Raw genomic sequence first — 18,357 nt, 5'->3', positions numbered from 1 at the left:
AGGCAAAGTCCGACCAGGGCGGCCGGCCGGATCACTGGGGGGAGCCCTGTTCCGCGCGGGATGCCACCGGCAACGGCGGCGTCGGGTCGATCTGGGTCTTGGCCGGCCCGGTCCCCAGGTCGTCGCCCCGCGCAGGCGCCGCATCCTTGGCGACATTGCCGCTCATCGAGCGAATGTAGGCGGCGATCTGCCAGACCTGCTGGTCGGGGATGCGGCCCGCGAAGGAGGGCATGCCGTTCGGGCGGCCTTCGAGGATGCTGGCGCGGATCTGCTCGATCTCGCCGCCGTAGCGCCATTCCTCGTCCATGAAGGGCGGACCGATGTCGCCGCCGCCCGCGGCATGACAGCCGTAGCAGTTGAACCAGTCGTAGAGCCGCTTGCCCTCGCCGATGTGATAGGCGTTGCCCTCGTAGAACGCGGCCCGTGGATCCTTGGGCGGGGTCTGGGGGCCGCCGACGTGCAGCTTGGTGGGCGAAATCCCGGTCTGGCCGCTGTCGGGCAGCGGCGCGCCGCGGACATCGCGCGCCTCGCGGTTACAGGCGGTGAGCGCCAGCGCCGCGGCGAGGAGCAGGCCCGCCGCCTCAGCGTTTCGGAAGCGCGAAGACATAGAGCATTCCGCCGCTGTTGGAGTCGGCCTTGATGTCCCGGCTCATGTTGCCGAAGCCCTTGGCCGCCGTAGGGTCCCGGGGATCGAGGTCGCTGGAGACGATCGCCCCCGCCCAGCCGCCGATGCCCGAGAGAATGGCGACGTACTGGCGCCCGTCCGGTCCGCGCCAGGTGGTCGGCTGTCCGATGATCCCGGACCCGGTCTTGAACTGCCAGAGCACCTGGCCAGTGTTGGCGTCCACGGCTTTGAACCAGCCTTCCAGGTTGCCGTAGAAGACGAGGCCGCCGGCGGTCGCCACCGCGCCGCTCCACACCGGCCACTTCTCGGGGATCGTCCAGACCTTGCGCCGCCCCACCGGGTCCCAGGCCATGAACTCGCCCGCGTTGCCGCCGGGGCCGGCTTTGAACTTCGGGTTCACGCCGATGTAGGGCGTGCCCTTGATGTAGTTCACCGGCTTGGTTTCCCAGTCCATGCAGAGGTTGTTGTGGGGCACGTAAACCAGCCCCGTGACCTTGCTGAACGCCGACGGCGACCAGTCCTTCGCCCCGGGTGAATTGGGGCAGACGTCCCGGACCGTCTTGCCGAGTTGCGGCACCTTCTCGGGATTGTGGATCAGCCGGCCGGTCTTCAGGTCGACGCCCTTCGACGCCGTGATGTGGACGAACGGATCGGCCGCCAGCACCTCGCCGCTCGTGCGGTCGAGGAGGTACATGTAGCCGTTGCGCTCGGGCCGCAGCACGACCTTCCGCGTGCGTCCCTGCCAGGGAATGTCGAGGACGATGTTCTCGTTGATCGCCGAGTGGTCCCACAGGTCGTGCGGGCTGAACTGGTAGAACCACTTCGCCTTCCCGGTGTCGGGGTCGCGGGCGAAGATGCCATTGGTCCAGTGGTTGTCGCCGGGCCGCTCGAGGTGGTTCCAGGGCGCCGGGTTCGAGGTGCCGTGATAGACGAGGTTCAGCTCGGGATCGTACGAAAGCCAGCCCCAGACGGTGCCGCCGCCGATCTTCCAGTGATCCTTCGGCCATTGGCTGACGCCCAGGTCCTTGCCCCGATACTGCGGGTAGAACGGCTTGAACTCGGCCGGATCGATCAGGACGTCCTTGTCGGGGCCGGTCATGTACGCGCGCCAGCGGATTGCGCCGTCGCCAGCGTCGAGCGCGGCAAGCCAGCCGCGGGCGCCGAACTCGGCCCCGGAGTTGCCGACCAGCACCTTCCCCTTCACCACCAGCGGAGCCATGGTGAAGGTCTCCCCGGCGTTGAAGTCGCCGACGCGGGTCTTCCACTTCAGCTTGCCGGTGGCCGCGTCCACCGCGACCGTGTGGGTGTCGATCGTATTGTAGAAGATCGTCCCGTCGGCATAGGTCGGACCGCGGTTCACCGGCTGGCAGCAGGCCATGCCCTGAGCGGAGGCGTCGGGCTTCGGATCGAACTTCCACTTCAGCTTGCCGCCCGGCTGTGTCAGGTCGATGGCGTAGAGGATGTTCGGATACGGGGTCACGAAGTAGAGCGTGTCGCCCACCACCAACGGGGCCGACTCCTGGCCCAGCATGGTGCCCGCGGAGAACGTGAGCGCGACCTGCAGGTCCTTCACATTGCCCTTGTTGATCTCGCTGAGACCACTGAACCGGGTGTTGGCGTAGTCCTTCGCGGGCATGGTCCACTGCCCGTCGTCTTGGGGAGAGGCGGCGGCGGGCGCGACAGCGATGCCGGACCTGGCGGGCGGCTGTGGAGCGTCGGCGCGCTCCGGGGCTTTTGGACCGCACGCCGACAGCAGCGCGGCAAGGCTCAGGCCCGACGCAAGCAATCCGGCTCTAGACACCCCGTACACTCTCCTCCCCTGGAGGCTACGGTAACGCTCGGGCGACACGCCGGTTGCTGGCGTCGCAGGACCGATGGCGAGTTGAGCGTGGACGGCCGTTCAGCATGCCGTCAGGTTTAGGCGCGTAGTTTGCGGTTTCGGGCTTGTGGGCGGCCCGGTTCACGCCCATATATTTAGTTCTTACTGTACATCATCGGAGATCCGCATGCGCCTTCCCGCCCTTGCGGCCGCCGCGCTCCTGGCGAGCGCCTCGACCGCCCTCGCCGCCCCCGCGGCGGTGTCCGTCACCATCGGCCCCGAGCTCCAGGAGAAGGCCGAAAAGACCTATGGCGTGCGCGACGTGCAGCGCCTGGCCGACAGCCTCCGCGGCGAGGTCGAACGCTCGCTGGCCAAGTCCGGAGCCCATCAGGACGCCCGGATCGAGCTGGTGCTCACCGACGCCAAGCCGAACCGTCCGACCTTCAAGCAGCTCGGCGACACGCCCGGCCTCTCCATGGAGAGCTTCGGCGTCGGCGGCGCGGCGATCGAAGGCCGGCTCGTCGCCGCCGACGGCAAGGTCACGCCGCTGAAGTACCGTTGGTACGAGAGCGACATTCGCCAGGCCTACGGCGACTGGGTGTGGTCGGACGCCGAGCTGTCGTTCGACCGCTTCGCCTCGCGACTGGCCCGTAACGACACTCGGCTCGCGCAGCGCTAGACGCGCCGACGCAAGCTTGCGCCTCTGGACGGCGCGCGGTCTCATCGCCGCGCGCCGTTTTCCTTTTCGAGTCCCCCCCATGACGCGACCTGCCCCGCCGGCCGATCTCCGGCCTATCGACCGCCTGCTGGCCATCATGGCCCGGCTGCGCGACCGTGAGGACGGCTGTCCCTGGGACCAGCAGCAGACCTTCGCCACCATCGCGCCCTACACCGTCGAGGAAGCCTATGAGGTCGCCGACGCCATCGAGCGCAACGACCTCGCCGACTTGAAGGAGGAACTGGGCGACCTGCTGCTGCAGGTGGTCTTCCACGCCCGTATGGCCGAGGAGCAAGGCGCTTTCGACTTCGAGGACGTCGCCCGTGCGATCAACGACAAGATGGTGCGCCGGCATCCGCATGTGTTCGGCGACGAGGACTACGGCTCCATCGCCGCGCAGAAGGCCGGCTGGGAGGAGCTCAAGGCGCAGGAGCGTCAGAAGAAGGGCCGGAGGGAAAGCCTGCTGGACGACGTGCCCGTGGGCCTGCCGGCCCTGACCCGGGCCGTGAAGCTGTCGAGGCGCGCCGCGAACGTGGGCTTTGTCTGGCCGACCGTCCAGGACGTGATGGCCAAGCTGCACGAAGAGGTCGAGGAACTGGTCCACGAGGTGGACGCCGGAGACCTGGAGAAGGCGCGCGAGGAGATGGGCGACGTGCTGTTCGTCGTCGCCAATCTGGCGCGAACGCTCGACGTCGATCCCGAGGACGCGCTTCGCTACACCAACGCCAAGTTCGGCCGCCGCTTCCGCTATATCGAGCAGAAGCTCGCGGAACGCGGCAAGTCGCCGGAGCAGTCCGACCTGGCCGAGATGGACGCCCTCTGGGACGAGGCGAAGGCGGCCGAACGGGCTTAGTCCGCGCGGATCTCCGCCTGCGGGAAGAGCTGCTCGAACTGACCCAGGGCTTGGGCGGTCAGGCTGACCGCCATCGTCACGCTGCCGTCCTCGGCCGTCTCGCGCTCGATCACCCGGCCATGGCGGTAGAGCCACGCGATCGCGGCGCCTTCGCCGGCCGGCGCGTGGATCTCCACGGGCGGCGCTTCATCCACGAGGCCGGCGATCGTCGCCAGCAGGAGGTCCGTTCCCTCTCCGGTCACCGCCGAGACCGGCACGGCAGGCGGCTGGGCCCGGCGGGCGTCCCCTTCGATGGTCGCGCGCTCCTCCTCGGGCAGCAGGTCGACCTTGTTCCAGACCTCGAGGATCCGGCGCTCGTCCATGTCTAGGCCAAGGCGCTCCAGCACGGCGCGCACGTCGGCGGCCTGGGCGTTGCTCTCCTCGCTGGCGATGTCGCGGACGTGCAGGACCACGTCGGCCTCGCGCACCTCTTCCAGGGTGGCCCGGAAGGCTTCCACCAGCTCGTGCGGCAGGTCGGAGATGAAGCCCACGGTGTCCGAGAGGATGGCGGCGCGGCCGTCCGGCAGCTTCAGGCTGCGCAAGGTCGGGTCCAGCGTGGCGAACAGCATGTCCTGCGCCAGCACGTCGGCCTTGGTGATCCGGTTGAACAGGGTCGACTTGCCGGCGTTCGTGTAGCCGACCAGGGCCACGCTCGGGAACGGCACGCGCCGGCGGGCGGAGCGTTGCAGGGTGCGCGTGCGTCGCACTTCCGTGAGCTCGCGCTTCAGCTTGCCGATCTTCTCGGCGATCAGCCGGCGGTCGGTCTCGATCTGGGTTTCGCCGGGGCCGCCCATGACCCCGAAGCCGCCGCGCTGACGCTCCAGGTGGGTCCAGGTGCGGACGAGGCGCGAGCGCTCGTAGGTAAGCCTCGCGAGCTCCACCTGCAGACGGCCTTCGCGGGTCCGTGCGCGCCGGGCGAAGATCTCGAGGATCAGGCCGGTGCGGTCGATCACCTTGGCCTTCCAAGCCTTCTCGAGGTTGCGTTGCTGGACCGGAGTCAGCGCGTCGTCCACGACGACCACGTCCAGCTCCTCGACCTCCACGAGGGTGGCGATCTCGTCCACCTTGCCGCGGCCGAACAGGGTGGCGGGCGTGAGCTTCCGCAGGCCCACGACCATCGCCTCGCGAACCTCGAGGTCGAGGGCGAGCGCGAGGCCGACGGCCTCCTCCAACCGCGCCTCGGGATGGCGCGCGCCATCGCGGCCCTCCCGGTCGGGGTGGATCACGAGGGCGCCCTGGACGGGCGCCTCGCGGTCAACGAGCTTTGAAGAACTCAATCGGCCTCGTCGTCAGCCGGCTCATAGAGCTGCACGGGCTGAGCCGGCATGATGGTGGAAATCGCGTGCTTGTAGACGAGCTGGGATTGCCCGTCCCGACGGAGCAGAACGCAGAAGTTGTCGAACCAGCTCACGACCCCCTGCAATTTCACGCCGTTCACCAGGAAGATGGTGAGAGGGGTCTTCGACTTCCGGACGCTGTTCAGGAACGTGTCCTGGAGGTTCTGCTTCTTATCGCTCATGGCTTTTCGCCTTCTAGTTTTGATCGGGCGGCCAAATCCGCCCACACACGCAAGGGCACGCTAAGCAGGGTTTGACGGCAGGCGCAATCACGCCCGGATGATCAGATCGCCCGCTCTTTGGCTCGCTCGATATAGAGGCGACGCAGCCGGCTCGCCACCGGTCCCACCACGCCGCCGCCCACGGGCTTTCCGTCCACGCTCACGACCGGCAGGACGATTGTCCCGGCTCCGGTGATGAACGCCTCCTTCGCCTCGAGAGCCTCTTCGGGCGTGAAGGGCCGCTCCTCGACCTTCAGCCCCGCGTCACGGATCACGTCCAGCAGGCTGAGGCGGGTGACGCCACGCAGGATGTTGGCGTTGGTGTCGCGGGTGCGGAGCACGCCGTCGCGATCGACGATCCAGGCGTTCGACGACGCGCCCTCCGTCACGAACCCCAGCTCGTCGACGAACCAGGCCTCTGCCGCGCCGGCGACGCGGGCCTTCTGCTTGGCGAGCGCGTTGGGCAGCAGGCCGACCGTCTTGATGTCGCAACGCCCCCAACGGTTCTCCGGCGTCGTGACCACGCCCACGCCCTTGGCCGCGCGCGCCTCGGTCGCGACGCGGTCGACGCGGCTGACGGTGATCACGACCGCCGGCCGCACGGGCGGGTGCGGGAAGGCGTGGTCGCGGGGTGCGACGCCGCGGCTGATCTGCAGGTAGACGAGGCCCTCCTGCACGCGATTTCGGCGAACGGCTTCGCGCAGCACCGTGGTCAGCGCCGCCCGGCTCATCGGCATGTCGATCTGCAGTTCGGCCAGACTGCGCTCCAGGCGCGCGAAATGCCCCTCCGCGTCGGCCAGCTTGCCGCCGAACAGCGCCCAGACCTCATAGACGGCGTCGGCGAGCTGGTAGCCGCGGTCCTCGATATGCACGAAGGCCTCGGCGTGCGGCACGAACCGGCCGTTCACATAGGCGATCCGACCCACTTACGCGTCCTCGGTCTCGAGCGGCCGGCCGCCGGAGAGGCCCAGCGACTTCAGCTTCCGGTGCAGCGCCGAGCGTTCCATGCCGATGAAGGCGGCGGTGCGGCTGATGTTGCCCGAAAAGCGGAGCATCTGGGCGTTCAGGTACTCGCGCTCGAACACCTCGCGGGCCTCGCGCAGCGGAAGCGCGATGATCCGTTCGGCGCCGAACGAGCCGCCCTGATCGGTGACGGAGGCCTCGGGCGGCAGCATGTCGGCGGTGATCGGCTCGGCCGGGGAGCCTGACGCCAGGATCAGCATGCGTTCCACGTTGTTGCGGAGCTGCCGCAGGTTGCCCGGCCAGGCCCGGACCTGGAGCATGGCCAGGGCGTCGTCCGACAGCCTGCGCCTGGGAAGCCCCGTCGCCTCGCAGATGCGCGTGATGAAGTCCTCGATCAGCTCAGGGATGTCCTCGCGCCGCTCGGCCAGACCCGGCACGTTGACCGGAACCACGTTCAGCCGGTGGAACAGGTCCTCGCGGAACCGGCCATTGGCGATCTCCTCGCGCAGGTCCTTCGAGGTGGACGAGATCACCCGCACGTCGACCTGGACGTCGTTGTCGCCGTCGACCCGGCGGAAGCGCTGCTCCACCAGCACGCGCAGGATCCGACCCTGGGTCTCGCGTGGCATGTCGGCGACTTCGTCCAGATACAGGGTGCCGCCGTGGGCGCGCTCGAAGACCCCGATCTTGGCCGGGCGGCCGCCCTCGCCTTCCTGGCCGAACAGCTCGATGTCCATGCGTTCGGGCGTCATGCCGGCGGCGCTGATGGGCACGAACTCGCTGCGGGTGCGGTGGCTGGCCGAATGGATCAGCCGCGCGACCGTCTCCTTGCCCGCGCCCGCCGGGCCCGAGATCAGCACCCGGCTGTTGGCGCCCGCCAGCTTGGCGATCATCTGGCGCAGCTGCTGAGCGGCCATCGACTTGCCGAGCAGGCCTTCCGGCGTGATCGCCTGGGTGCGCAGCCGGCGGTTCTCGCGCCGCAGGTTCGCCGCCTCCAGCGCACGTTCCACCACCAGCAGGAGACGGTCGGACTTGAAGGGCTTTTCGAGGAACTCGTAGGCGCCGCGCTTGATGGCGCTCACCGCGGTCTCGATGTTGCCGTGGCCCGAGATCATGATCACCGGCAGATCGACGTCGAGCTGCTTGACCATGTCCAGCAGCTCCAGGCCGTCCATGCCGCCGCCCTGCATCCAGATGTCCAGGATGAGGAGCGCGGGCTTGCGAGCCCGGATCGCGGCCAGGGCGCTTTCCGAGTCGGTCGCGGTGCGCACCGCATAGCCCTCGTCAGACAAGATGCCTGCGACCAGGTCGCGGATATCCGCCTCGTCGTCGACCACCAGAACGTCAGACGCCATGCCTTCCAGTCCTCTACGCCGTCACGGCGTCGGCGGGCGCGCCGACACGCGCGGCCGAAGCCGCCGGCAGGCGCAGGACCGCCAAGGCCCCCTGCCCGCTCCGCGCGTCGGCGAGCTCCAGCTCGCCGCCATGGTCTTCCAGGATTCGCTTCACGATCGCGAGGCCGAGGCCGGTGCCCTTCTCGCGCGTCGTCACATAGGGTTCGGTGAGCCGGTCGCGGTCCTTGTCGGGCAGGCCCACGCCGTTGTCCTCGACCTCGAAGGCGACGCGACCTTCGTCGACGACGAGGCGCGCCGCGATCCGGCCCTTCACCTTCGGGGCGCGCGTCCGGCGCGCCTCCACCGCCTCGGCGGCGTTCTTCAGCACGTTGGTCAGCGCCTGGGCCAGCATCCGGCCATCGGCCAGCAGCACCACCTGAGGCGTCGGCTCTTCCAGCTCCACCGTCAGGTCGGGGCTCGCCACCCGCTGGGCGAAGACCGCCGCCCGCAGCAGCTCGTCGGCGTCCACCTGGGCGAACTTCGGGGCCGGCATCCGCGCGAAGGCCGAGAACTCGTCCACCATCCGGCCGATGTCGCCGACCTGACGCACGATGGTGTCGGTGCAGCGGTCGAAGGTCTCAAGCTCGGCTTCGGCGATGTCCTTGCGGTACTTCTTCCGCAGCCGCTCGGCCGAGAGCTGGATCGGCGTCAGCGGGTTCTTGATCTCGTGGGCGATACGGCGGGCGACGTCGCGCCACGCGGCGTTCCTCTGGGCGGTCACCAGCCGGGTGATGTCGTCGAAGGTCAGCACCAGGCCGCCCTCGCTGTGGCTGGCCCGCACCCGCAGGCGGCGGCTCTCGCGGCCGCGGACCACGTCCACCTCCTCCTCGGCCTCGCCGCCGCGGCCGGCGCCGGCGGCCACCTGCGCGAGTTCGGGAGCCACGTCGGCCAGCTTGCGGCCCCGCCCGTGGTCGCCCGGGAGGTCCAGAAGCAGGGCCGCCTGACGGTTGGCGACCGAGATGCGGCCGCGGGGATCCAGGCCGATGACGCCGGCGCTCACCTCGGCCAGCACGGTCTCGATGAACTGCCGCCGGCTCTCGGCCTCTTCGCGAGCACTCTTCAGGGCCTCCTGCTGGGCCTGAAGATCATGCGTCATACTGTTGAAAGCGCGTGATAATACGGCGATCTCTTCAGGATCTCCGTCCGCATCCACACGCGCATCGAGGTCGCCACCGGCCACGCGGCCGGCCGCCTGCACCAGGCGCGCCACCGGGGCGGAGATCGCGTTCGCCGCTCCAAGACCCAGCCACACGGCGCCCACCAGCACCAGCAGCGCGGTCTCGGCGTAGCTCAGGGCGAAGATGGTCTGGATACGCTCGCGGTTCTGGGCGACGTCGCGGTACGAGACCAGGGACCCCTCGGCCTGCCGCAGGTAGGCCACGATGCCGGTCCGGAGCGGCCGCGCGATGTAGAGATAGACGTCGTCGTAGGCGTTCAGCCGGTAGAGCGCCCGCATGACGTCCGAGCCGGCGAAGTCTGGGACGTAGATCTCGTTCTGGTCGGCGGCGTCGAAGCCAGCCTTCGGCGGCGGCACGAAGGGCGGCGCATCCGCGCTCTCGGCGCGCACCAGCACCCGCCCCTGCCGGTCCACGAGATAGGCCGCCGGGAAGGCGTGGTAGGACGCAAGCGCCCCGAGATAGCCGGTGGCCTGGTCCGGCCGGGCCTGGAGGGCGCCGGCCTCGCGATTGAGGTCGGCGGCCATCGGCGTGACGTGCTCGACGATGTAGCGGTTCTGTTCGTCGACATAGGAGCGGAAGACGGTGGCGGCGTTCTCGACCACGGTCTGCACGCGCTCGGAGAACCAGTTCTCGACGCCTCGGCTGACGAGAACGCCGTAGAAGATGAACACCACGGCCGCCGGAGCGACCGCGGCCAGGGCGAAGAGGCGCACGAAGCGGACGTGCAGGCGGGCGCCGGCGTCCTGGGCGCGAGCCCGGACCAGCTCGCGAATGCGCAGCCCCACCGCCGCCATCAGCAGCAGGATGATGACGAGGTTCAGCCCAAGGAGGGTGAGGATCAGCCGGCTGGCCGGTCCGAGCGGCCCCGTCTGCGGCGGCGAGGCGGCCAGGATGATGGCGAGCACCGTCAGGCCCACGGCCACGCCGTAGCCCACGCCCAGCACCAGCTTGGATTCCAGCGACCGCCGCGCCCAACCGACGGCGGGCGAGAGGAAAGCGGGACTGTTCAGCAACGCCATTGTGTCCGGAGACTAGGGCGCTGTGCTCCAAACTCAACAGCTATGTTGCAGCGACGCTTCAGCTCGTAAGTCAGCGCCGGCCGCGACTCATCTCGACCCCGAGGTCCTGGATCTTCTTCCGCAGGGTGTTGCGGTTGAGGCCGAGGATTTCGGCGGCCCGCACCTGATTGCCGCGCGTGGCCGACAGGGTGAGCTGGATCAGCGGCCGCTCCACCTCCTCCAGCACGCGGTCGTAGAGGCCGGGCGGCGGGATGCCGTCGGGCTGGTCGGCGAAGTAGCCGGCCAGCTTCTGCTCGACGAGCTGGGCCAGGGTCGCGGGACCTTCCTGCCCCTGGACGACCGGCTGCTGGTCGGCCAGCTCCTTCTCGACGATGCGCGCCGTGATCACGTCCTCGCCGTAGAGAGCGCAGATCCGACGGATCAGATTCTCCAGTTCGCGGACGTTGCCAGGCCAGGGGTGGCGCTTCAGACGCTCCAGGGCCCCCGAATCGATGGTCTTCGCCGGCAGTCCCTCACGGTTGGCCCGCAACAGGAAGGCGCGCGCCAGGTCCGGGATGTCCTCGGCGCGGTCGCGCAGCGGCGGCAGCCGCAGCGGCGCGACGTTCAGGCGGAAGAACAGGTCTTCGCGGAACAGGCCCTGCTGGATCAGCGCGCGCAGGTCGCGGTTGGTGGCGGCGATGATCCGAACGTTCGGCCGCCGGCCGGTCTTGGGGTTCAGCGCGGGCTCGGAGCCGTCGATCACCCGCAGGAGGCGCGTCTGGGCGTCCAGCGGCATGTCGCCGATCTCGTCGAGGAACAGCGTGCCGCCGTCGGCGTCGACCAGCTTGCCGTAGTCGCCGTCCTCCTTGCCGAACAGCTCGGTCTCGACGCGCTCGCGGGGCGTCGCGGCGAGGTTGATGACGACGAACTTGCCGTCGCGACGACGGCCCATGTCGTGCATGGCGCGCGCGACCAGCTCCTTGCCGGTTCCGCTCTCGCCGGTGATGAGCACCGTCAGATCGGCGCCCACGAGGCGTGCGATGGTGCGATAGACATCCTGCATCGGCCCGGAGCGTCCGATGAGCGGCAGCCGGTCGTCCCGCACGGCCCTCGCCTGGGCCTTGGAGGCCTCGCTGTCCGCCGGCCGCGACAGCGCGCGACGCGCCGCCGAGGTCATGTCGTCGAGATCGAACGGCTTCGGCACGTACTCGAAGGCGCCGACCTCGGCCGCGTTGACCGCAGTGATGAGGTTGTTCTGGGCGCTCATCACGATGACCGGCAGTCTCGGCCGCTGCTTCTTGATGCGCGGCAGCACGTCGAAGACGTTCTCGTCGGGCATCACGACGTCGGTGACGACGAGGTCGCCCTCCCCGTCCGACACCCACTTCAGCAGGGTCGTGGCGTTGCCGGTGGCGCGGACCTGATAGCCCAGCCGCGTGAAGGCCTGACTCAGCACCAGCCGGATCGAGGAGTCGTCGTCGGCGATCAGGATCTTCTTCGAAGCCGCGTTCATTGCGGGACATCCTCGGCGGAAGCGATCGGGAGCAGGACGCGGAAGACCGTCCGGCCGGGTTCGGATTCGAAATCGATGAGACCGCCGTGCCCGGCGACAAGCTTGGCGACCAGGGCGAGACCCAGGCCCGCCCCGCTCGGCTTGGAGCTGACGAACGGCTGGAACAGGCTCTCGCGCAGGTGCTCCGGGACGCCGGGACCGTTGTCCTGGATGCGGACCTCCAGGGGCGCGCCCCTGAGAGTCTGGCCCCTGGCGGCGCGCACGCGCACCCCATGACGGTAGGCCGTGTGGATAGCGATCTCGCCGCGCCCGTCGCCGCGGGCATGCGCCGCTTCGGAAGCGTTCTTCACGAGGTTCAGGAACACCTGGATCAGCTGGTCCTCGTCCCCCAGCACCGGCGGCAGCGACGGATCGTAGGCCTCGCGAAGCATGAGGCCGTCGGCCACGCCGTTGGCGGCGAGCGCGCGGACCCGGTCGAGGATCTGGTGGATGTTGATCGGCGTGAGCGACGGCAGATGGTCGTCCGAGAACGCCTCCATGCGCTCGACGAGGCGCTTCACGCGGTCCGTCTCGTCGACGATGAGCTGGGCGAGCGGCGCGTCTTCGCTCTTGGCGCCGGCCTTCAGGAGCTGGGCCGCCCCGCGGATGCCCGCCAGCGGGTTCTTGATCTCGTGGGCCAGCATCCGGCCCAGCCCCACGAGGGACCGCAGCCCGGCCGCCTCGGTCGGGCCGCGTTCAACACCCAGGCCGGATTTCACCGTCAGCGTCAGCAGCACCGAGCCGTCGCCAAGCGGCGCGGCCGCGCCGTCGGCCTCGAAAGGCGGCAGGCCGAACAGGCTGATATGCACGCCGCGCTCGCGGACCCGGGCGCCCTCGTCCAGGGCGCGGTTCAGCAATGACACCAGCGCCGAGCCCGGCGGGAGTGCAGCGCGGAACCGGCCACGAGCCAGCAGGCCGAGCCCCTGACCGAACAGCGCCTCAGCCGCCTCGTTGACCGCGACCAGGGCGCCCTCGGCGTCCACCACCAGAGAGGGGTCGGGACTGAGGTCAAAGGCTGCCGCCTTCAGGGCGTCGGGGTCGCGCCCGATCGCCTTGGTTCGTGTGCTTCCGTTCATGCCGCCAACCTGTGATCCGAAGCGCCCCACAGGGCCGCCAGGCCCCGCTCGACTTCAGAGGCGTCCTCCAGGCGGCACAGGGCCGCGCGCGCTTCTCGCCTGGCCTGCGCATCGGCGGGCCAGGGGGCGTTTTCAATGTAGCTCGCCAGGTGCTTGCGGAAGATCCGCAGCCCCAGACGGTCGCCGTAGAACTGCAGGCTGTCGTGCAGGTGGTCCAGCACGATGCCGAGGCGGGCGTCCCGGTCGGGCTCCGCGAACGCCTCGCCGGCGAGCTCGGCTTCGATCTGCGCCGTCACCCAGGGCTTTCCATACACGCCCCGGCCGACCATCACGGCGTCCGCGCCCGAGGCCTCGAGCGCCGCCCGCGCCGTCGGTCCGTCGACGATGTCGCCATTGACGATGACGGGAATGGAGACCTCGTCCTTCACGGCCCTGACCGCGCTCCAGTCGGCCGCGCCCTTGTAGAACTGACAGCGGGTGCGGCCATGGATCGTGACCGCCCGAACCCCCAGCGACTGAGCGCGGGCGGCGATCTCCGGGGCGTTCCTCGAGGCGTCATCCCAGCCGAGGCGCATCTTCACCGTCACCGGCACGTCGACCGCATCGACGGCGGCGGCCATCAGCTCGGACGCCAATGCCGGGTCGCGCATCAGCGCCGAGCCGGACAGGACGCCGGTCACTTCCTTGGCGGGGCAGCCGAAATTCAGGTCCACGATCTGGGCGCCGGCCTCGACCGCCAATCTGGCGCCGTTCCGGACGTGCTCCGGCTCGCGGCCGACAAGCTGGACGACCATCAGCGGCAGGCCCTCGCCGACCGCGGCGCGCCGCACCACGTCGGGCCTTCCGCGGGAGAACTCTGCGCAGGCGACCATCTCGGTGGCGACGTAGGCCGCGCCCTGGCCGCTGGCGGCCTTTCGAAAGGGCAGATCGGAGACCCCGGTCATCGGCGCGATCCAAGCGCGCCCGCCGATCTCCACTCCACCAACCTTGAGCTTATTGCTCATTTTGTAATCATCCCAACCGCCGCGTTTTTAGGCAATTTGTGCGACGCCGTAAAGCTGGAACAAAGCGGCGCAGTTTTCTAAGACGACCCCATGAGCTTCTCAGCGGTGGTCGTCGCGGCGGGATCGGGCCTGAGGGCCGGTCCAGGGGAACCCAAGGCGTGGCGCAGCCTGGGCGGCCGTCCGCTGGTGCGCTGGTCGGTGGAAGGCCTGCTCTCGGCGGGCGCGCGGGAGGTGGTGGTGGTGGTCGCCCACGATCGCCTCGGCCAGGTGGATGAAGCCCTTTCCGGCCTGACGAACTGGCGCGCCGTCACCGGCGGCAAGACGCGGGCCGAGTCGGTCCAGGCCGGCCTCGCCGCCGTTACGGCCACCCGCAACCAGCCGGTCCTGATCCACGACGCGGCCCGGCCATTCGTGAGCCAGGAGCATGTCGACCGGCTGCTGAACGCCCTGGAGGTCTCGGACGGCGCGATCCCGACCTTGCCGGTGCCCGACACCCTCAAGCGCGGCGAAGGCCTGGTCGACGAGACCGTCTCTCGCGACGGCCTCTGGCGCGCCCAGACCCCGCAGGCGTTCCGGACCGGTCGTCTCAAGGCCGCCTATCGCCGCTGGCCCGCGACGGAGGAGCCCACCGACGACGCCTCGGTCGTCGAGCGCGCCGGCGGGTCGGTGGCGATGGTTCCCGGCGACCCCCTGCTGATGAAGCTCACCTACCCGCAGGACTTCATGCTGGCCGAGCAACTGGCCGCCGGCCGCCGGATCGTGCGCATGGGCCAGGGGATCGACGCCCATCGCTTCGGCCCCGGCGAGGTCGTGTGGCTCTGCGGGGTGCGCATCCAGCACGACGTCGGGCTGGTCGGTCACTCGGACGCCGACTGTGGGCTACATGCGCTGACCGACGCAGTCCTCGGCGCGATCGCCCAGGGCGATATCGGGGAGCACTTCCCGCCGACCGATCCCCGCTGGAAGGGCGCCTCCTCGGACCAGTTCCTGACCCACGCCGTCAACCTGGTGGGCGCCCAGGGCGGCCGCATCCTGAACGCCGACGTCACGCTGGTGTGCGAACGGCCGAAGATCCGCCCGCACCGGGACGCCATGCGCGAGCGTATCGCCGAGCTGCTGGGCCTGCCCGTTGGCCGCGTCAGCGTGAAGGCCACCACGACCGAGGGCATGGGCTTCACCGGCCGCGAGGAAGGGCTGATGGCCCAGGCGGTCGTTTCCGTCGAGACGCCGCCCTGAGCTAGGGCAGCCAGGTCCAGCGCTGCTTCAGGTTGCCATACAGCGCGCCGGCGAGGTTCGTGTAGTCGTCGCGCCAGGGCCTCGCCAGGAACGGATTGGCCGACTCCCAGCGGGCGTCGGCCTTGAAGGGCGCGAGCGCGGCGTCGTTGCGGGCGACGATCACCGCGTCCTCCGCCGACTCCCAGCTGCCTTGCGGGTCCTTGGCCGGCCGGTAGGTCTGCTTCAGGGCGCGACCGCCCGCCGCCCGCGCCACGGCCTGGGCCGGGCCCAGCAGGTCGAGGTTGCGGTTCGAAAGGTGCAGGATGATCACGCCATCGGGCTTGAGCTGCTGAAGGTATCCCCGGACCGCCTCGACGGTCAGCAGATGGGCCGGCACGGCGTCGGACGAGAACGCGTCGATCAGCAGGATGTCGAAGGTCCCCGGCGGCTGCTTCTGCAGCGTCAGGCGGGCGTCGCCGATGACGAAGTCCACCTCGCCCTTGGCGCACTCCCGCACGTAGCTGAAATTGGCGGGATCGGTCGAGATGCGCCTGACCAGCGGGTCGATCTCGAAGAACGTGAGATGGTCGCCGGGACGCACATAGGCCGCGACCGAGCCGGTGCCCAGGCCCACCGCGCCGATGCGCAGGTCGGACCGCTGGCCCTGCTTCGCGCCGAAGACCTGCCCGATCGGCGTGCGCGGCGTGTAGTAGACCAGCGGATTGCAGCGATAGGCCGGGTTCAGCGCCTGGGCCCCGTGCAGCGTCGTGCCGTGCGCCAGCATCTTCACCTCGCCGCCCAGGCTGGTGACGTAGGTCTGCGACAGCCGCATCACGCCAAAGAAGCTGCGCCAGCTCTGACGCACGTCCGTGCGGTCGGCCGCCGCCTGGGCCGCGAACGACAGAACGGCGATCACGAGGAAGAAGAACAAGGCGCGGCGCCGGATCAGGAAGGCGCAGATCACCGAAAGGACGAGAAGTCCCTTCATGGCCATGTCGAAGAGCTCGGACTGGTCGAAGGCGCCGACGACGGACTGGGCAGTCATCCGCCCGCCGACGGCCGTCAGCAGGATCGGCATCGCCGCAGCCGCCAGCACGCCGACGACCAGCAGCACCCAGGCGCCCGGCTCCACCTTCTCGAGGCGGCCCCACGGCCGCGCCAGACAGGCGAGCGCGAGCACGAGAGGATATTCCCAGACGTTGTCGAAGATGACCGGCGCGACGAAGGCGTTGAAGGCGCCGCCCACGACGCCGCCGATCGAGAGGCAGAGGTAGAACTCGGTCAGGTGGGCCGGATCCGGCCGCCGGTTGACCAGCCGCTGGTGGCACATCAGCGCGGTGAGGAAGAACGCCGCGAGATGAACGAAGAACTGCAACAGGAAATTGCTGGACCGGAACGGCAGGAGGGCCGCGCAGGCCGCCAGCGCCGCCGCCTGGAAGACCAGTGTCAGGCCCAGCGGGATCAAGGGCTTCGCCTGGAAGGCGATGATGAAGGTCACCAGGTACAGCGCCAACGGCAGCACCCAGATGAACGGCGCCGAGGCGACGTCGGTGGTCAGGTGCGCGGTGACCCCCAGCATCAGACTGGCCGGGATGGCGGCCAGGGCGATCCAGCTCAGCCGATCGGTCCAGCGCGGCGGCGCGACAGCTGTGGGGGCCTCCTGCGCTGAAGCGATGGCGCCGCGCGTGGCCATCAGGCCGAGGGTCGCCATCAGCAGCACGAACCCGACGTACGCGGCGCTCCAGCCGTAGCGCTGCCCCGCCAGCGTGAAGGCGGGTTCGACCACCAGCGGATAGGCCAGCAGCGCGAGCAGGCTTCCCAGGTTGCTGGCGGCGTAGAGGACGTATGGCTCGCGCCCCTCGGCCTGACCGACCGTGCGGGCGTACCAGGCCTGCACGAGGGGCGCCGTCGCCGAAAGGATGGCGAAGGGCGCGCCGATCGACAGCGCCAGGACCGCCAGCAGCCAGAGGTTCGGGTGGTCGGACGACGGCGGCCCCGCCAGGGTGTTGACCCGGAGCGGCAGCGCCAGCGCCGCGAAGACGAGCGCGCCGCAATGCACGAGCGCCTGGCGTCGCACCGAGGCGATCCTCTGCAAGGCGTGCGCGTAGAAGTAGCCGACCAGCAGCGCGATCTGGAAGAACGCCATGCTGGTGTTCCACACTGACGGGCTTCCGCCCAGCAGCGGCAGCACCAGCTTGGCCACCATCGGCTGCACCAGGAAGACCAGCGCGGCGCTGGAGAAGGTGGTGACGGCGAACAGCGCGGGCGGCGCGTAGGCCGGGCGCGTGGCGGCGGCGAGCGAGGTCATCCGGTCTCCCGACCCTTGATCGAAGCGGAACTTCCGGTGCTTGTGGTTCCGCGACAAGCGATTAGCGACGACAACCTTTAAGAGAGCGTGCGCCGATGTTCCCCCTCGAGATCGTCACCCTCGCGCGGCTGCTGATCGCTGAGGCGCGCCAGCGCTCGCTGCGAATCGTCACCGCGGAAAGCTGCACGGCCGGCCTCGTGGCCGGCGCGATCGGCTCGATCCCCGGCGCCTCCGACGTGCTGGAGCGGGGCTTCGTCACCTATTCCAACCGCGCCAAGCAGGAGTTGCTGGGCGTTCCCGGCGACCTGATCGCCGATCTTGGCGCGGTGTCCGAGCCTGTGGCGCGGATGATGGCCGAGGGCGCGCTGGAGGCCTCGAACGCCCATCTCGCCGTGGCGATCACCGGAATCGCCGGTCCAGGCGGCGGCACCCCGATGAAGCCGGTGGGAACGGTGCACATCGCGACGGCTCGCTCGAACGAGCGGATCCTGCACAAGGCCGAGCTGTTCGACCTGGCGACCCGCGAAGAGATCCAGCTCGCCGCCGTGCAGTCGGCGCTGCAGGCGATGCTGGATCGGCTCAGCTAGCCCGGCGAGATCTCCGCCTGCGGCTGGCCGTAGAGCGAGGCCGCGCGCGCTTCGAAGCAGCCCATCAGCCGCTCCACCGCATGATGGAAGTTGGCCTTCAGCAGCCCTTCCAGCAGGCGCGACTTGAACTGAAATTCGATGTCGAACTCGATGCGCGTGCAGCCGTGGCCCGCGTCGATGAAGCGCCAGCGGTTGACGAGCTTGCGAAAGGGACCCGAGATCAGGCTGACGTCGATCTGCCGGTTCGGGGCGTCGCGCCGCACCCGTGTGGCGAACCGCTCCTTCAGGAAGGCAAAGCCGACCGCCGCTTCGGCGTCCAGGCTGTCGACGCCTTCGCTCAGCTTGCGCGCGTTCCAGGTGCGCAACGCCGTGATCCACGGCACGAACTCAGGGTAGCGGCCGACGTCGCCGACGAGTTCGAACAGCTGGTCCGGCGTGTACGGAAGCTGCTTGGAGACGTGGTGCCGCAC

General features: G+C 69.5%; 16 protein-coding genes. 4 read left to right on the top strand and 12 right to left on the bottom strand.

The genetic code is table 11. The features are described 5' to 3' along the window. Positions 1-31 precede the first annotated feature (31 nt). Positions 32-607 carry a c-type cytochrome gene (locus ACO2Q0_RS14330; protein ID WP_423352179.1) on the bottom strand — a complete coding sequence of 192 codons (576 nt, stop codon included), beginning with the start codon at positions 605-607 and terminating at the stop codon, positions 32-34. Further along, positions 582-2,426, bottom strand: a complete 1,845-nt coding sequence (locus ACO2Q0_RS14325; RefSeq protein WP_423352178.1) for a PQQ-dependent dehydrogenase, methanol/ethanol family — start codon at positions 2,424-2,426, stop codon at positions 582-584. The genes ACO2Q0_RS14330 and ACO2Q0_RS14325 overlap by 26 nt, the downstream gene beginning before the upstream one ends. Positions 2,427-2,631: 205 nt before the next feature. Between ACO2Q0_RS14325 and ACO2Q0_RS14320 the strand changes: the two genes are divergently transcribed. Together ACO2Q0_RS14320 and mazG are read left to right on the top strand one after the other, a co-directional pair. Further along, entirely contained in the window at positions 2,632-3,123 is a 492-nt protein-coding gene (locus ACO2Q0_RS14320; RefSeq protein WP_423352177.1) for a hypothetical protein, read from the top strand. A 79-nt stretch (positions 3,124-3,202) separates the two neighbouring features. Further along, the gene (gene mazG / locus ACO2Q0_RS14315; RefSeq protein WP_423352176.1) at positions 3,203-4,015 is read left to right on the top strand and encodes a nucleoside triphosphate pyrophosphohydrolase; all 813 of its coding nucleotides are present in this window, start codon (positions 3,203-3,205) and stop codon (positions 4,013-4,015) included. Here mazG and hflX read toward each other — a convergent pair. The 8 genes from hflX to dusB form a co-directional block, all read right to left on the bottom strand. Beyond that, positions 4,012-5,331 carry a GTPase HflX gene (hflX, locus tag ACO2Q0_RS14310; RefSeq protein WP_423352175.1) on the bottom strand — a complete coding sequence of 440 codons (1,320 nt, stop codon included), beginning with the start codon at positions 5,329-5,331 and terminating at the stop codon, positions 4,012-4,014. The two genes, mazG and hflX, sit on opposite strands and share 4 nt — an antisense overlap. After that, positions 5,328-5,573 carry an RNA chaperone Hfq gene (gene hfq, locus ACO2Q0_RS14305; protein WP_111274395.1) on the bottom strand — a complete coding sequence of 82 codons (246 nt, stop codon included), beginning with the start codon at positions 5,571-5,573 and terminating at the stop codon, positions 5,328-5,330. Before hfq ends, hflX begins: the two co-directional genes overlap by 4 nt. 101 nt (positions 5,574-5,674) lie before the next feature. Next, entirely contained in the window at positions 5,675-6,538 is an 864-nt protein-coding gene (locus tag ACO2Q0_RS14300) for a D-amino-acid transaminase (protein ID WP_423352174.1), read from the bottom strand. Then, positions 6,539-7,930 carry a sigma-54-dependent transcriptional regulator gene (locus ACO2Q0_RS14295; RefSeq protein ID WP_423352173.1) on the bottom strand — a complete coding sequence of 464 codons (1,392 nt, stop codon included), beginning with the start codon at positions 7,928-7,930 and terminating at the stop codon, positions 6,539-6,541. Positions 7,931-7,943: 13 nt separating this feature from the next. Beyond that, a complete protein-coding gene (locus ACO2Q0_RS14290) occupies positions 7,944-10,166 on the bottom strand; it encodes an ATP-binding protein (RefSeq protein WP_423352172.1) in 2,223 nt (740 codons plus the stop codon). A 70-nt stretch (positions 10,167-10,236) separates the two neighbouring features. Next, positions 10,237-11,658, bottom strand: coding sequence for a nitrogen regulation protein NR(I) (gene ntrC, locus ACO2Q0_RS14285; protein ID WP_423352171.1), 1,422 nt, complete (start codon positions 11,656-11,658; stop codon positions 10,237-10,239). Then, positions 11,655-12,773, bottom strand: coding sequence for a two-component system sensor histidine kinase NtrB (locus tag ACO2Q0_RS14280; protein ID WP_423352170.1), 1,119 nt, complete (start codon positions 12,771-12,773; stop codon positions 11,655-11,657). The genes ntrC and ACO2Q0_RS14280 overlap by 4 nt, the downstream gene beginning before the upstream one ends. After that, a complete protein-coding gene (dusB, locus tag ACO2Q0_RS14275) occupies positions 12,770-13,777 on the bottom strand; it encodes a tRNA dihydrouridine synthase DusB (protein WP_423352169.1) in 1,008 nt (335 codons plus the stop codon). The genes ACO2Q0_RS14280 and dusB overlap by 4 nt, the downstream gene beginning before the upstream one ends. 90 nt (positions 13,778-13,867) lie before the next feature. Between dusB and ACO2Q0_RS14270 the strand changes: the two genes are divergently transcribed. Continuing rightward, the gene (locus ACO2Q0_RS14270; protein ID WP_423352168.1) at positions 13,868-15,013 is read left to right on the top strand and encodes a bifunctional 2-C-methyl-D-erythritol 4-phosphate cytidylyltransferase/2-C-methyl-D-erythritol 2,4-cyclodiphosphate synthase; all 1,146 of its coding nucleotides are present in this window, start codon (positions 13,868-13,870) and stop codon (positions 15,011-15,013) included. A 1-nt stretch (position 15,014) separates the two neighbouring features. Here the strand turns inward: ACO2Q0_RS14270 and ACO2Q0_RS14265 are convergent, their stop codons facing one another. Continuing rightward, complete coding sequence (locus ACO2Q0_RS14265; protein WP_423352167.1) at positions 15,015-17,300, bottom strand: spermidine synthase; 2,286 nt, start codon at positions 17,298-17,300, stop codon at positions 15,015-15,017. Between the two features lie 95 nt (positions 17,301-17,395). On the opposite strand from ACO2Q0_RS14265, the gene ACO2Q0_RS14260 reads away from it, so the two are divergent. Beyond that, positions 17,396-17,887 (top strand): CinA family protein, encoded by a 492-nt coding sequence (locus ACO2Q0_RS14260; protein WP_423352166.1) that lies wholly within the window; start codon positions 17,396-17,398, stop codon positions 17,885-17,887. Here the strand turns inward: ACO2Q0_RS14260 and ACO2Q0_RS14255 are convergent. Continuing rightward, a complete protein-coding gene (locus ACO2Q0_RS14255) occupies positions 17,884-18,357 on the bottom strand; it encodes a type II toxin-antitoxin system RatA family toxin (RefSeq protein ID WP_423352165.1) in 474 nt (157 codons plus the stop codon). The genes ACO2Q0_RS14260 and ACO2Q0_RS14255 overlap by 4 nt on opposite strands.

It is taken from the genome of Phenylobacterium sp. VNQ135, from assembly GCF_049445735.1.
GTDB lineage: Bacteria > Pseudomonadota > Alphaproteobacteria > Caulobacterales > Caulobacteraceae > Phenylobacterium.
Note: the sequence above shows the minus strand (reverse complement) of the source record. Positions and strands in the feature narration are given on the sequence as shown.